The sequence below is a fragment of the Enterobacter sp. 4974935 genome (assembly GCF_058661735.1).
Window position 1 is genome coordinate 386,552 of record NZ_JBZWGT010000003.1, and the last position, 14,719, is coordinate 401,270.

The window sequence follows — 14,719 nt, forward strand, 5'->3', positions numbered from 1 at the left end:
CTGACGCTGAGTCGGAATAAATAAGAAAAGCTACTGGCTAAAACTGCGGAATTAAAAAAGGTATACGTAATGAGTAACGACATCTTCCCGAATAAATTTAAAGCGGCCCTTGCGGCGCATCAGATTCAGATTGGCTGCTGGTCTGCGCTGGCCAACCCCATCAGCACCGAAGCGCTGGGCCTGGCCGGATTCGACTGGCTGGTGCTGGACGGCGAACATGCGCCAAACGATATCAACACGTTTATTCCGCAGCTGATGGCGCTGAAAGGCAGCCACAGCGCGCCGGTGGTGCGTGTACCTACCAACGAGCCGGTGATCATCAAGCGTCTGCTGGATATCGGCTTCTACAACTTCCTGATCCCGTTTGTTGAAACGGAAGAAGAAGCGGTGCTGGCCGTAGCTGCCACCCGCTATCCGCCGGAAGGGATCCGCGGCGTGTCTGTCTCGCACCGCGCCAACATGTTTGGCACCGTGCCGGACTATTTCGCCCAGTCCAACAAGAACATCACCATTCTGGTTCAGATCGAGAGCCAGCAGGGGGTCGATAACGTCGACGCCATTGCCGCGACCGAAGGTGTCGACGGTATTTTCGTCGGCCCGAGCGATCTGGCGGCCGCCTTTGGTCATCTGGGCAACGCCAGCCACCCGGACGTGCAGCGGGCAATCCAGCACATTTTTGCCCGTGCCAAAGCGCACGGTAAACCGTGCGGCATTCTGGCGCCGGTGGAAGCTGATGCCCGCCGCTACCTGGAGTGGGGCGCAACGTTTGTCGCCGTCGGCAGCGACCTCGGCGTATTCCGCGCCGCCACGCAGAAATTAGCAGACGCTTTTAAAAAATAACCATCATTGAGGAAACAGATTATGACGCTGAAAGTGGGTTTTATTGGCCTGGGTATCATGGGCAAACCAATGAGCAAAAACCTCATCAAAGCAGGTTACTCACTGGTGGTTTTAGATCGTAATTCAGACGCGGTGGCAGAAGTGATTGCGGCTGGCGCAGAAACGGCGACAACTGCAAAAGCGATCGCCGAGCAGTGCGATGTCATTATCACCATGCTGCCAAACTCCCCGCACGTGAAAGAGGTGGCGCTGGGTGAGAACGGCATTATCGACGGCGCGAAGCCGGGTCTGGTGGTGATCGACATGAGTTCTATCGCGCCGCTGGCGAGCCGCGAAATCAGTGAGGCGCTGAAAGCGAAAGGCGTGGAGATGCTGGATGCGCCGGTCAGCGGCGGCGAACCGAAAGCCATCGACGGTACTCTGTCGGTGATGGTGGGGGGCGATAAAGCCGTGTTCGACAAATACTACGACCTGATGAAAGCCATGGCTGGCTCCGTGGTGCATACCGGTGAAATTGGCGCAGGCAACGTCACCAAGCTGGCAAACCAGGTGATTGTGGCGTTGAACATCGCGGCCATGTCCGAAGCACTGACGCTGGCCACCAAAGCGGGCGTTAATCCGGATCTGGTCTATCAGGCCATTCGCGGTGGTCTTGCGGGCAGCACCGTGCTGGATGCCAAGGCACCGATGGTGATGGATCGTAACTTCAAGCCGGGCTTCCGCATCGATCTGCACATTAAAGATCTGGCGAATGCGCTGGATACCTCCCACGGCGTGGGCGCGCAGTTGCCGCTGACTGCCGCCGTCATGGAGATGATGCAGGCGCTGCGTGCGGACGGTCTGGGCACCGCCGATCACAGCGCGTTAGCGTGCTATTACGAAAAGCTGGCGAAGGTTGAAATTGCTCGCTAATGACGTCCCGCCCGGTGGCGTTACGCTTACCGGGCCTACGGCTCAGGCATACAACTATGAAAATCGTAATCGCGCCAGACTCTTATAAAGAAAGCCTGTCTGCCACTGAGGTGGCGCAGGCGATAGAAAAAGGATTTCGGGAAATTTTCCCCGACGCTCATTACGTGTCTGTTCCCGTTGCTGACGGCGGAGAAGGTACGGTTGAAGCGATGATCGCCGCGACGCAGGGCACCTGGCAGCAGGCTGTCGTCACCGGCCCGTTAGGGGAAAAGGTGAAGGCCAGCTGGGGGATCTCGGGCGACGGTACCACCGCGTTTATCGAGATGGCCGCCGCCAGCGGCCTGGTACTTGTTCCTCCCGCGCAGCGTAACCCGCTGGTCACGACGTCGCGCGGGACGGGGGAGCTGATCCTCCGCGCGCTGGATAAAGGCGCGCGCAACATCATTATCGGTATCGGCGGGAGCGCAACCAACGATGGGGGCGCGGGTATGATGCAGGCGCTGGGCGCGAGGTTTACGGATGCGAACGGGACGGAGATCGGCTACGGCGGCGGCAGCCTGATGGCGCTGAACCGTATTGATATTTCGGTTCTTGATCCGCGTCTTCAGGGGTGCGCAATCCGCGTCGCCTGTGACGTGACGAATCCGCTGGTCGGTGAAAGCGGCGCGTCGCGTATTTTTGGCCCGCAAAAAGGCGCCACGGAGGAGATGATCCTCGAACTCGACGCCAGTCTTAGCCACTACGCCAACGTGATCAAAGAATCCCTGCGCATTGATGTCAACCGGGTTCCGGGGGCTGGAGCGGCGGGCGGCATGGGCGCGGCACTGATGGCCTTTTTGGGCGCTGAGCTGAAAAGCGGCATTGAGATTGTCACTCAGGCGCTCAATCTTGAAGAACATATTCACGACTGCACGTGGGTGCTGACGGGAGAAGGGCGCATCGACAGCCAGAGCATTAATGGCAAAGTGCCCGTCGGCGTGGCGAGCGTCGCCAAAAAATACCATAAGCCGGTGATAGGGATTGCCGGAAGTCTGACGCAGGATGTGGGTGTGGTGCATCAGTACGGCATCGACGCGGTGTTCAGCGTATTGACCCGCATCGGTTCACTGGAAGAGGCGTTCCAGGGAGCGTACGACAACATTTACCGCGCCTCGCGCAATATCGCGGCCACATTGCAGGTAGGCATGCGTAGCCAGGGGTGACAGCGGCGCGCAAACCCTCTATACTGCGCGCCGAAGCTGACCAGACAGTCGCCGCTTCGTCGTCGTCCCTTTCGGGGGAGACGGGCGGAGGGGAGGAAAGTCCGGGCTCCACAGGGCAGGGTGCCAGGTAACGCCTGGGGGGGAAACCCACGACCAGTGCAACAGAGAGCAAACCGCCGATGGCCCGCGTAAGCGGGATCAGGTAAGGGTGAAAGGGTGCGGTAAGAGCGCACCGCGCGGCTGGTAACAGTCCGTGGCACGGTAAACTCCACCCGGAGCAAGGCCAAATAGGGGTTCACATGGTACGGCCCGTACTGAACCCGGGTAGGCTGCTTGAGCCAGTGAGCGATTGCTGGCCTAGATGAATGACTGTCCACGACAGAACCCGGCTTATCGGTCAGCTTCAACTTCTTACGAAACCCCGCTTCGGCGGGGTTTTTGTTTTCTGAAGGTTGCAGGCCGGGTCAGCGAAGCGCCAAACGACATCAATTCTCAGTTTTGCGACGCTAAGCACATTTCACTGTTTTACCGACTATGCGTTCCTTTCATCTGCTGCGCATGATCGTAATCACAAAATTTAACGCTATAAAATTAGAAAATTTTAGTGTTGAGCAGATGTTGTGAATGTTGACTCAGTGATGCTGAATGTTATTCATTTGATAATTTAATATTGAATCTAAAAACATTCTTCTGGTGAATGTGTGATATATCCCACTCTTTAACCGGAAGCTGAGAAAATATTCCTGATAAAGTTGATAAACCACAAAAATGTTTTAAAAAAATAATGATGGTTTATTAACCTTTAATTGCCTGAAAGATAGTCTTTATTAATATTGTTAAGGCAAAAAAATTCATGCTGGTTATTGCCATAAAATAAATTTATTACCGCGGATTTTGTTGATCAATATCAGCGTAATTGCGTATTTTTAGCTATCTAACTGTTTGAATAATAAGATTATAAATCGATTTTAAATGTGGTTGTAAAAAGGGCATCCTGGCAAATTGTGAGTAACAGCACATACCCCCTGAAACAATATTGGGTAGAATCCGCTGCGTCATAGGGAAATAAGCGCAGAATATTATGAATACTATTATTCTACCGAAAACACAGCACCTCGTGGTATTTCAGGAAGTCATCAAAAGTGGCTCTATAGGTTCTGCTGCAAGACAACTGGGGCTGACGCAACCTGCCGTCAGCAAAATCATCAGCGACATCGAATCTTACTTTGGGGTGGAAGTGATGGTGCGTAAAAACACCGGCGTAAAACTCACTGCCGCCGGTCAGGTGCTGCTGTCCTACGCTGAGTCGATCACCCGCGAAATGAAAAACATGGTGAGCGAGATCAACAGCCTCAGTTTCAGTACCGTCATGGACGTCTCCTTCGGCTATCCGTCGCTGATTGGTTTCACCTTCCTGTCCGGGATGATCAAAAAATTCAAGGAAGTGTTTCCGAAGGCGCGCGTCTCAATGTATGAAGCGCAGCTCTCTTCATTCCTGCCCGCCATTCGCGATGGCCGGCTGGATTTCGCCATCGGCACGCTGAGCGACGGGATGTTGCTCCAGGATCTTCACGTTGAGCCACTCTTTGAATCTGAGTTTGTGCTGGTGGCGAGTAAATCACGAACGTGCACCGGCCCGACCAGACTGGCATCGCTCACGCACGAGCAGTGGGTGATGCCGCAAACCGATATGGGCTACTACAACGAACTCCTGACCACCCTGCAAGATAACCACATCAGCATTGAAAACATCGTCCAGACCGATTCCGTCGTCACCATCTATAACCTTGTTCTCAATGCCGATTACCTGACGGTGATCCCCCGTGACATGATTGCGCCATTCGGCTCGGACCAGTTTATTGTCCTGCCGGTGGAAGATGCATTACCTGTGGCGCGTTATGCTGCCGTGTGGTCAAAAAATTACAGTATTAAAAAATCGGCGTCAGTATTAGTTGAACTGGCAAAACAATATTCGTCGATGAATATCGAAAAACGACGATAGAAATAATGATGATTTAAAATGCCCGGAGCGACGCTTTTTAACGCTCTGATACCCTGACTTTGCCTGAAAACAATGAATTATTATAACGAGGATATTATGCACATTACTTACGATCTCCCGGTGACCATTGACGATATTCAGGACGCCAGAAAAAGACTGGCGGGAAAGATCTATAAAACCGGTATGCCGCGCTCAAATTATCTGAGCGAACGGTGTAAGGGTGAGATATTCCTGAAATTTGAAAATATGCAGCGTACCGGTTCGTTTAAAATACGTGGGGCGTTTAATAAATTAAGCTCGCTGACCGATGCGGAAAAACGCAAGGGCGTGGTTGCCTGTTCCGCAGGGAACCACGCGCAGGGGGTGTCGCTCTCCTGCGCCATGCTCGGCATCGACGGCAAAGTGGTAATGCCTATGGGCGCGCCGAAATCCAAGGTGGCCGCCACGCGCGACTACTCCGCCGAAGTGGTGCTGCACGGCGAGAACTTTAACGACACTATCGCCAAAGTGAGCGAAATCGTCGAGATGGAAGGGCGCATATTTATCCCGCCTTACGACGATCCGAAAGTGATCGCCGGTCAGGGCACCATCGGACTGGAAATCCTCGAAGATTTATACGACGTGGATAACGTGATTGTTCCCATCGGCGGTGGTGGTTTAATTGCCGGTATTGCGACAGCAATTAAATCCATCAACCCAACTATCAATATTATCGGCGTGCAGTCTGAAAACGTGCACGGAATGGCGGCGTCGTATCAGACCGGTGAAATAACGAACCACCGCATTACCGGCACATTAGCGGACGGCTGCGACGTGTCTCGCCCGGGTAATTTAACCTTCGAAATCGTTCGTGAACTGGTTGACGACATTGTGCTGGTCAGCGAAGACGAGATTCGCAACAGCATGATCGCGCTTATTCAGCGAAATAAAGTGGTTACGGAAGGTGCTGGCGCGCTGGCGTGCGCGGCGTTATTAAGCGGCAAGCTGGACCATTATATTCAGGGCCGTAAAACCGTCTGCATTATTTCCGGTGGCAATATTGATCTCTCCCGTGTTTCCCAAATTACCGGCTTCGTTGACGCATAAAGGTGACCTATGAGCAACACAGAAAGCATTATCGTTGGCCAGACAAAAACGTCCTCCTGGCGTAAATCGGATACCACCTGGACGCTCGGCCTGTTTGGTACCGCCATTGGCGCTGGCGTGCTGTTCTTCCCCATCCGCGCAGGCTTTGGGGGGTTGATCCCTATTCTGCTGATGCTGGTTCTGGCGTTCCCCATTGCCTTTTACTGCCACCGCGCGCTGGCGCGTCTGTGTTTGTCCGGCAGTAACGTCTCCGGCAACATCACCGAAACGGTGGAGGAGCATTTTGGTAAGACCGGCGGGGTGGTGATCACCTTCCTCTACTTCTTTGCCATTTGCCCGCTGCTGTGGATTTACGGCGTCACCATTACCAACACCTTTATGACCTTCTGGGAAAACCAGCTCCAGATGCCTGCCCTGAACCGCGGCGTGGTAGCGCTGTTCCTGCTGCTGCTGATGGCCTTTGTGATCTGGTTCGGTAAAGACCTGATGGTGAAGGTGATGAGCTACCTGGTGTTCCCGTTCATCGCCAGCCTGGTGCTGATTTCTCTCTCGCTGATCCCGTACTGGAACTCAGCGGTGATCGACCAGGTTAACCTGAGCGATATCGCCTTCACCGGTCATGACGGCATTCTTGTCACGGTGTGGCTGGGGATTTCCATTATGGTCTTCTCCTTCAACTTCTCGCCTATCGTCTCCTCGTTTGTGGTCTCCAAGCGCGAAGAGTACGAGCCGGAGTTTGGTAAAGAATTCACCGAGCAGAAATGTTCCAAAATCATCGGTCGCGCCAGCCTGCTGATGGTGGCGGTGGTGATGTTCTTCGCCTTTAGCTGCCTGTTTACGCTCTCTCCGCAGAACATGGCGGACGCCAAAGCGCAGAACATTCCGGTGCTCTCTTACCTGGCGAACCACTTTGCGTCGATGTCAGGCAGTAAATCCACGTTCGCCACGGTGCTGGAGTACGGCGCGTCCATCATCGCGCTGGTCGCTATCTTTAAATCCTTCTTCGGTCACTACCTGGGCACGCTGGAGGGGCTGAACGGCCTGATCGTTAAGTTCGGCTACAAGGGCGACAAGAAGAACGTCTCCGTGGGCAAGCTGAACACCATCAGCATGGTCTTCATCATGGGCTCCACCTGGATTGTGGCCTATGCCAACCCGAACATTCTGGACCTTATTGAAGCCATGGGCGCGCCAATTATCGCCTCTCTGCTGTGCCTGCTGCCGATGTACGCCATCCGCAAAGCGCCGGCGCTGGCGAAATACAAAGGCCGGACCGAGAACATCTTCGTCACCGTGGTCGGCCTGCTGACCATTCTGAACATCGTGTACAAACTGTTTTAAACCAAAGCTCAGGAAGAGCGGAGCCATACCATGATTGAGTTTCCGGTAGTACTGGTCATTAACTGCGGATCGTCCTCTGTTAAGTTTTCGGTGCTGGACGCCGCAGGCTGCGATGCCCTGCTGACGGGCATTGCGGACGGCATCAACACAGAAAAAGCCTTTATTTCCGTGAATGGGGGTGAGCCAGTCAGACTGGCTCATCAGGACTACGAAGGGGCGCTGGCCGCCATCGCCCTGGAGCTGGAGAAGCGCGACCTGATGGGCAGCGTGGCTTTGATTGGCCATCGCATTGCCCACGGCGGCGATCTCTTCAGCGAGTCAACCCTGATCACGGAAGAGGTGATGACGCAGATCCGCCAGGTCTCCCCGCTGGCGCCGCTGCATAACTACGCCAACCTGAGCGGCGTGGAAGCCGCCGGGCGCCTGTTCCCCGGCGTGCAGCAGGTGGCGGTATTTGATACCAGCTTCCACCAGACCATGGCGCCGCAGGCGTATCTGTACGGCTTGCCGTACCGCTATTTTGAAGAGCTGGGCGTGCGCCGCTACGGCTTCCACGGCACCTCTCACCGCTACGTGGCGGCGCAGGCGCACGCGCTTCTCGGGCTCTCCGCCGAAGACAGCGGCCTGGTGATTGCCCATCTCGGCAACGGGGCGTCCATTTGCGCGGTGCGTAACGGCGTAAGCGTGGACACGTCCATGGGGATGACGCCGCTTGAAGGACTGGTGATGGGCACGCGCTGTGGCGACGTAGATTTTGGCGCGATGGCGTGGATTGCCCGGCAGACCGGCCAGTCGTTCGAGGATCTGGAGCGCGTGGTCAACAAAGAGTCCGGGCTGCTGGGGATCTCCGGCATCTCCTCCGATTTGCGCGTGCTGGAGAAAGCCTGGCATGACGGCAACGAGCGGGCGCGGCTGGCGATAAAGACCTTTGTCCACCGCATAGCGCGGCATATCGCCGGTCATGCCGCATCCCTGCACCGTCTGGATGGCGTGGTGTTTACCGGCGGGATCGGTGAGAACTCCGTGCTCATACGCGCGCTGGTGGTGGAGCACCTGAAGGTGTTTGGCATCATCCTCGATGAGTCCAAAAATGCCCTGCCGGGCAGCGCGGGTGAGCGCGTGATCTCCACCGAGTCGTCCCGCGCGGCCTGCGCGGTGATCCCTACCAATGAAGAAAAAATGATCGCGCTGGACGCCCTCCGTCTTGGGAAGGTCACCCCGGCTGCGGCTTACGCCTGATAAAGCGAGAATCTGATGAAAGTAACAATCGATACGGGCGTCGCGCCTTACAGCGACGCATGGGCCGGGTTTCGCGGTGAAGAATGGAAAAACGCCGTTAACGTGCGCGATTTTATTCAGCATAACTACACCCCTTATGAAGGCGATGAAGCTTTCCTCGCGCAGGCGACGCCAGCAACGACGGCGCTGTGGCAGAAGGTGATGGTCGGCATTCGCCAGGAGAATGCTACTCACGCTCCGGTGGATTTTGACACCAACATCGCCACCACCATTACCGCGCACGGGCCGGGCTATATTGACCAGGAGCTGGAGACGATCGTCGGCCTGCAAACCGACAAGCCGCTCAAGCGGGCCCTGCATCCGTACGGCGGGATCAATATGATCCGCAGCTCGTTCGAAGCCTACGGTCGCGAGATGGATCCGCAGTTTGAATATCTCTTCACCGACCTGCGCAAAACCCACAACCAGGGCGTGTTTGACGTTTACTCCCCGGAGATGATGCGCTGCCGAAAATCCGGCGTGCTCACCGGTCTGCCGGACGGCTACGGGCGCGGACGCATCATCGGCGACTACCGCCGCGTGGCGCTATACGGCATCAGCTATCTGGTGCGCGAGCGGGAACTTCAGTTCGCCGATCTCCAGGGGAAACTGGAGCGCGGAGACGATCTGGAGTCCACGATCCGCCTGCGCGAGGAGCTGGCGGAGCATAAGCGTGCGTTGCTCCAGATCCAGCAGATGGCGGCGAACTATGGCTTTGATATTTCACGTCCGGCGATGAATGCGCAGGAAGCGGTGCAGTGGGTCTACTTTGCCTACCTTGCCGCAGTGAAATCCCAAAACGGCGGGGCGATGTCGCTGGGGCGCACGGCCTCGTTCCTCGATATCTACATTGAACGCGACATGCAGGCAGGAAGGCTGAACGAGGTGCAGGCCCAGGAGCTGATCGACCACTTCATCATGAAGATCCGCATGGTGCGCTTCCTGCGCACGCCGGAGTTCGACACGCTCTTCTCCGGCGATCCGATCTGGGCCACGGAAGTGATCGGCGGCATGGGGCTGGATGGCCGTACGCTGGTGACCAAAAACAGCTTCCGCTATCTGCATACCCTGCACACCATGGGGCCTGCGCCGGAGCCAAACCTGACGATCCTCTGGTCCGAACAGCTGCCGATCGCTTTCAAGAAATACGCCGCGCAGGTCTCGATCGTCACCTCCTCGCTGCAATACGAGAACGACGATCTGATGCGTGCCGACTTCAACAGCGACGACTACGCCATTGCCTGCTGCGTCAGTCCGATGGTGATCGGCAAGCAGATGCAGTTCTTCGGCGCACGCGCCAACCTGGCGAAAACGCTGCTGTACGCGATTAACGGCGGGGTGGATGAGAAGCTGAAGATCCAGGTGGGGCCGAAAACCGAGCCGCTGCTGGATGAGGTACTGGATTACGACACCGTAATGGCGAGCCTCGATCACTTCATGGACTGGCTGGCAGTGCAGTACATCAGTGCGCTGAATCTCATTCACTACATGCATGATAAATACAGCTACGAAGCCTCGCTGATGGCGCTGCACGACCGGGACGTTTACCGCACCATGGCCTGTGGCATTGCCGGACTGTCGGTGGCGGCGGATTCCCTGTCAGCCATCAAATACGCCACGGTAAAACCGGTGCGCGACCACACCGGTCTGGCGGTCGATTTCGTCATCGAAGGCGACTATCCGCAATACGGCAACAACGACGATCGCGTGGACAGTATCGCCTGCGATCTGGTTGAGCGCTTTATGAAGAAAATCCAGGCGCTGCCGACGTACCGCAACGCCGTGCCGACGCAGTCGATCTTGACCATCACCTCCAATGTGGTTTACGGGCAGAAGACCGGCAACACGCCGGACGGACGTCGCGGCGGTACACCGTTTGCGCCTGGCGCCAACCCGATGCACGGGCGCGACAGAAAAGGGGCGGTGGCCTCGTTAACGTCGGTCGCCAAGCTGCCGTTCACCTATGCCAAAGACGGGATCTCCTACACCTTCTCCATCGTGCCGCAGGCACTGGGCAAGGACGAGCTGGTGCGCAAAACCAACCTTGTCGGGCTGCTGGACGGGTACTTCCACCACGAAGCGACCATCGAGGGCGGGCAGCACCTGAACGTCAACGTGATGAACCGGGAGATGCTGCTGGATGCCATCGCCCATCCGGAGAACTATCCGAACCTGACGATCCGCGTTTCAGGCTATGCGGTGCGGTTTAACGCTCTGACGCGCGAGCAGCAGCAGGACGTGATTTCGAGGACGTTTACGCAGGCGATCTAACACAGGCTCCATCTTCAGCCTCCTCAGATGAGGAGGCTTTTAATTTTGTGAACACCGTCAATTTTAGAAAACTCGCTCTCTTTTCTGCTATCCCGAAGTAATATTTTCCTCTTGCATTAGTAAATCCCTATAAAAGTTGTGACTTTTTTCTCCCGCGCTCCGGATATGATCTCCCCATACCAATAACTCACACCTGCACCCTCTGACTCGCAATCGCTGGCGATCGGAACCTTATAAAAACAAATCGTTACCCTACAAAATAAGCGAGTGCCCAATGAATATGGCAACAAACAGCAGTGTGATTGTGAGTGATTCCCCTGCGGCAAGGCGGGCGGGAATGAGCGAAAGCGAATGGCGAGAGGCGATTAAATTCGACAGCACCGATACGGGCTGGGTCATCATGAGTATTGGGATGGCTATCGGCGCGGGCATTGTTTTTCTTCCGGTGCAGGTTGGATTAATGGGGCTATGGGTATTTTTACTCTCGTCGATAATTGGTTATCCGGCCATGTACCTGTTCCAGCGCCTGTTTATTAATACGCTGGCGGAATCACCGGAATGTAAAGACTATCCGAGCGTTATTAGCGGATATTTAGGCAAAAACTGGGGCATCTTATTGGGTGCACTTTATTTCGTGATGCTGGTGATCTGGATGTTTGTCTATTCGACGGCCATTACCAACGACAGCGCATCCTATTTACACACCTTCGGCGTAACCGACGGTTTGCTCTCGGAAAATCCGTTCTACGGCTTATTCCTGATCTGCATTCTGGTCGCCATTTCGTCGCGCGGTGAAAAGCTGCTGTTTAAAGTCTCCAGCCTGATGGTGCTGACCAAATTATTTGTGGTGGCGGCGCTGGGGCTTTCGATGATTGGCCTCTGGCATTTAGCCAACGTCGGCATGCTGCCGCCAATGGGGCTGCTGATTAAAAACGCCATTATTACGCTGCCTTTCACCTTAACCTCCATTCTGTTTATTCAGACATTAAGCCCGATGGTGATTTCCTATCGTTCAAGGGAAAAATCCGTTGAGGTGGCGCGTCATAAAGCGCTGCGGGCAATGAATATCGCCTTTGGCGTGCTGTTTGTGACGGTCTTTTTCTACGCTGTCTCCTTCACCCTGGCGATGGGGCACGACGAGGCGGTAAAAGCCTACGAGCAGAATATTTCCGCCCTGGCAATCGCAGCACAGTTTATCAGCGATGACGGCGCGGGCTGGGTCAAAATTGTCAGCGTAATCCTCAATATTTTCGCTGTGATGACCGCGTTCTTTGGCGTCTATCTCGGCTTTCGTGAGGCGACGCAGGGCATTGTGATGAACATCCTGCGCCGCAAAATGCCGGCGGAGAAAATCAATGAAAATGCCGTCCAGCGCGGGATTATGCTGTTTGCCATCCTGCTGGCCTGGAGCGCGATTGTGTTAAACGCGCCGGTGCTGAGCTTCACTTCCATCTGTAGCCCTATTTTCGGGATGGTGGGCTGCTTAATTCCGGCGTGGCTGGTCTACAAAGTGCCCGCACTTCATAAATATAAAGGCGTATCGCTGGTGATTATTGTGATTACCGGGCTGCTGCTTTGTGTTTCTCCTTTCCTCGCCTTCTCATGAGGTTAAATAAGGTCGTAACGATGTCTGAGCAAATTAATCCTTTATGGAACCATTTTATTCGCGCGGTGCAGGAAGAGGTAAAGCCTGCGCTGGGCTGTACCGAACCCGTCTCGCTGGCGCTGGCGTGCGCGATGGCTGCCGGACAGCTTGACGGTGAGGTGACGCGTATCGAGGCGTGGGTATCGCCGAACCTGATGAAAAACGGGCTTGGCGTAACGGTGCCCGGTACCGGTATGGTCGGTTTACCCATCGCGGCCGCGCTGGGGGCGACAGGCGGTAACGCACATGCCGGACTGGAGGTGTTGAAAGACGCGTCGTCCGAGGCGCTAACGCGCGCCAAAGCACTGCTGAACGCGGGTCTGGTGCAGGTAAAATTGCAGGAGCCGTGCGATGAGATCCTCTATTCACGTGCCTGCGTTTACGTCGGTGAATCCTCGGCGATGGTGACCATCGCCGGCGGGCACACCCGTGTGGTGGAGATGGTGTGTCAGGGCGAAACGCGCTTCAGGCTTGACGATAATCAGAGCCAGAACAGCGACGATCCGCTGGAGGTGCTCTCGACCACCACGCTGTCGCAGATCCTTGAGTTTGTGGAACAGGTGCCGTTCGACGCGATCCGCTTTATCCTCGATGCGGGACGGCTGAACGATGCGCTCTCCCGGGAAGGTTTACGTGGCAACTGGGGGTTGCATATTGGTGCGACGCTCAATAAACAGCGCACACGCGGATGGATGGCGCAGGATCTGGGGTCAGACATTGTTATCCGCACCAGCGCAGCCTCGGATGCCCGCATGGGGGGCGCGACGCTGCCGGCGATGAGCAACTCGGGTTCCGGGAATCAGGGCATCACCGCCACCATGCCGGTGGTGGTGGTGGCTGAGCACGTTCAGGCCGATGACGAACGGCTGGCGCGGGCGCTGATGCTCTCGCACCTGTCGGCGATCTATATCCATTACCAGCTTCCGCGCTTGTCCGCGCTGTGTGCGGCGACAACAGCCGGAATGGGGGCTGCGGCGGGGATGGCGTGGCTGATGGGCGGTTCTTACCAGACAATTTCCATGGCGATCGGCAGTATGATCGGCGACGTCAGCGGGATGATCTGTGACGGGGCGTCTAACAGTTGCGCAATGAAGGTCTCGACCAGCGTCACCAGCGCCTGGAAAGCCGTGATGATGGCGTTGGATGATACTGCCGTGACGGGTAATGAGGGGATTGTGGCGCACGACGTGGAACAGTCGATCGCGAACCTGTGCGCGCTGGCGTGCCGCTCGATGCAGGCAACGGACCGGCAGATTATTGAGATTATGGCGAGTAAGGTGTAAAAATTTCCCCTCACCCCAACCCCTCTCCCCATAGGGGCGAGGGGCTCGATCGTTCCCTCTCCCCTTTGGGGAGAGGGCTAGGGTGAGGGGGGGGGTTAAACCGGCAAATCAATCAGCAGCGCGCGCAGCGGCGTATCCGCCACCAGGGTGATATTCGCTTCATCACGAATAAACGCACCGTCTCCGCAGGTGAGCGCCTCTTTCTCTTCCGCGTGCGTCACCGCATGCACCGTTCCGTGAATGGACTGCAGATAGGCGCGCGGGCCATGAAGCTGGAAGCTTGCCTGTTCACCTTTTTTCAGTTCGATATGGTGCAGCCACACCTGCTGGCGTAACTGCAGGCTGCCTTTGCTGCCGTCTGGCGAGGCAATCAGCTGCTGTTTATTGCCCTTCAGATCGATTTTTTGCACCAGCGGATTTTCCCGCTCCGGACAGGCATCCAGCCACAGCTGCATGCGGGTCAGCGTTTTGTCTTTGCTGAGGTTATGCTCGCTATAGCTAATACCCGGCTGCGTGGAAATTAACAGCGCCTCGCCAGCCTTCGCCTGGACATGATTGCCCTCGCTATCGCGGTATTCTGCCTCGCCTTCCAGGATCAGGTTCAGGATATCGACTTTCGGGTACGTGCGCGGCTGGAAGGACGCGCCCGGGGCGAGCACTTCCTGGTTCAATACGCGCAGTGAAGCGTAACCGAGAAGTTTAGGGTCAAAGTAGTGTCCAAAGGAAAAGGTGTAGCGGGCCTGCAACCAACCGAAATCGGCTTGTCCGCACTGTTTCGCTGTTCTTGTCGTAATCATAAACTTGACCTCACTTTACACTAAATCAATGGTAAAGGTATGGACGCTGCATTGTTAGCCAG

Annotated in this window: 11 protein-coding genes and 1 other RNA gene; 11 read left to right on the top strand and 1 reads right to left on the bottom strand. The window is 55.9% G+C overall.

Features of this window, described 5'->3' with window-relative positions; translation table 11 throughout:
- The first annotated feature begins 69 nt into the window (after positions 1-69).
- The 11 genes from garL to AC4OVS_RS03085 all read left to right on the top strand — a co-directional run bounded on the left by garL (position 70) and on the right by AC4OVS_RS03085 (position 13,860).
- Complete coding sequence (gene garL / locus AC4OVS_RS03035; protein ID WP_491922168.1) at positions 70-840, top strand: 2-dehydro-3-deoxyglucarate aldolase; 771 nt, start codon at positions 70-72, stop codon at positions 838-840.
- Between the two features lie 21 nt (positions 841-861).
- Positions 862-1,752 (top strand): 2-hydroxy-3-oxopropionate reductase, encoded by an 891-nt coding sequence (gene garR / locus AC4OVS_RS03040; RefSeq protein ID WP_022649490.1) that lies wholly within the window; start codon positions 862-864, stop codon positions 1,750-1,752.
- A gap of 56 nt (positions 1,753-1,808) precedes the next feature.
- Entirely contained in the window at positions 1,809-2,954 is a 1,146-nt protein-coding gene (garK, locus tag AC4OVS_RS03045) for a glycerate 2-kinase (protein WP_193129816.1), read from the top strand.
- Between the two features lie 32 nt (positions 2,955-2,986).
- Positions 2,987-3,363, top strand: an RNA gene (rnpB, locus tag AC4OVS_RS03050) — RNase P RNA component class A.
- A 672-nt stretch (positions 3,364-4,035) separates the two neighbouring features.
- A complete protein-coding gene (gene tdcA / locus AC4OVS_RS03055) occupies positions 4,036-4,956 on the top strand; it encodes a transcriptional regulator TdcA (protein WP_023298702.1) in 921 nt (306 codons plus the stop codon).
- Positions 4,957-5,052: 96 nt separating this feature from the next.
- The gene (tdcB, locus tag AC4OVS_RS03060) at positions 5,053-6,042 is read left to right on the top strand and encodes a bifunctional threonine ammonia-lyase/L-serine ammonia-lyase TdcB (protein ID WP_023298701.1); all 990 of its coding nucleotides are present in this window, start codon (positions 5,053-5,055) and stop codon (positions 6,040-6,042) included.
- Positions 6,043-6,051: 9 nt separating this feature from the next.
- Entirely contained in the window at positions 6,052-7,383 is a 1,332-nt protein-coding gene (gene tdcC, locus AC4OVS_RS03065) for a threonine/serine transporter TdcC (protein ID WP_022649486.1), read from the top strand.
- 30 nt (positions 7,384-7,413) lie between these two features.
- Positions 7,414-8,622, top strand: a complete 1,209-nt coding sequence (tdcD, locus tag AC4OVS_RS03070) for a propionate kinase (protein WP_069596978.1) — start codon at positions 7,414-7,416, stop codon at positions 8,620-8,622.
- Between the two features lie 15 nt (positions 8,623-8,637).
- Entirely contained in the window at positions 8,638-10,932 is a 2,295-nt protein-coding gene (gene pflB / locus AC4OVS_RS03075; RefSeq protein WP_058646858.1) for a formate C-acetyltransferase, read from the top strand.
- A 274-nt stretch (positions 10,933-11,206) separates the two neighbouring features.
- The gene (locus tag AC4OVS_RS03080) at positions 11,207-12,538 is read left to right on the top strand and encodes an SLC5/6 family protein (RefSeq protein WP_491922169.1); all 1,332 of its coding nucleotides are present in this window, start codon (positions 11,207-11,209) and stop codon (positions 12,536-12,538) included.
- 20 nt (positions 12,539-12,558) lie between these two features.
- Positions 12,559-13,860 (top strand): L-cysteine desulfidase family protein, encoded by a 1,302-nt coding sequence (locus AC4OVS_RS03085; RefSeq protein ID WP_150312434.1) that lies wholly within the window; start codon positions 12,559-12,561, stop codon positions 13,858-13,860.
- A 95-nt stretch (positions 13,861-13,955) separates the two neighbouring features.
- Here AC4OVS_RS03085 and AC4OVS_RS03090 read toward each other — a convergent pair whose 3' ends face one another.
- Positions 13,956-14,657, bottom strand: a complete 702-nt coding sequence (locus tag AC4OVS_RS03090) for a pirin family protein (protein WP_491922170.1) — start codon at positions 14,655-14,657, stop codon at positions 13,956-13,958.
- Positions 14,658-14,719: the final 62 nt, after the last annotated feature.

Bases quoted from the DNA above. Each gene is read 5' to 3' on its own strand.
- garR (WP_022649490.1), top strand. From the start codon at position 862: ATGACGCTGAAAGTGGGTTTTATTGGCCTGGGTATCATGGGCAAACCA.
- garK (WP_193129816.1), top strand. From the start codon at position 1,809: ATGAAAATCGTAATCGCGCCAGACTCTTATAAAGAAAGCCTGTCTGCC.
- tdcA (WP_023298702.1), top strand. From the start codon at position 4,036: ATGAATACTATTATTCTACCGAAAACACAGCACCTCGTGGTATTTCAG.
- pflB (WP_058646858.1), top strand. From the start codon at position 8,638: ATGAAAGTAACAATCGATACGGGCGTCGCGCCTTACAGCGACGCATGG.
- tdcD (WP_069596978.1), top strand. From the start codon at position 7,414: ATGATTGAGTTTCCGGTAGTACTGGTCATTAACTGCGGATCGTCCTCT.
- tdcB (WP_023298701.1), top strand. From the start codon at position 5,053: ATGCACATTACTTACGATCTCCCGGTGACCATTGACGATATTCAGGAC.
- AC4OVS_RS03080 (WP_491922169.1), top strand. From the start codon at position 11,207: ATGAATATGGCAACAAACAGCAGTGTGATTGTGAGTGATTCCCCTGCG.
- tdcC (WP_022649486.1), top strand. From the start codon at position 6,052: ATGAGCAACACAGAAAGCATTATCGTTGGCCAGACAAAAACGTCCTCC.
- AC4OVS_RS03085 (WP_150312434.1), top strand. From the start codon at position 12,559: ATGTCTGAGCAAATTAATCCTTTATGGAACCATTTTATTCGCGCGGTG.
- garL (WP_491922168.1), top strand. From the start codon at position 70: ATGAGTAACGACATCTTCCCGAATAAATTTAAAGCGGCCCTTGCGGCG.
- AC4OVS_RS03090 (WP_491922170.1), bottom strand. From the start codon at position 14,657: ATGATTACGACAAGAACAGCGAAACAGTGCGGACAAGCCGATTTCGGT.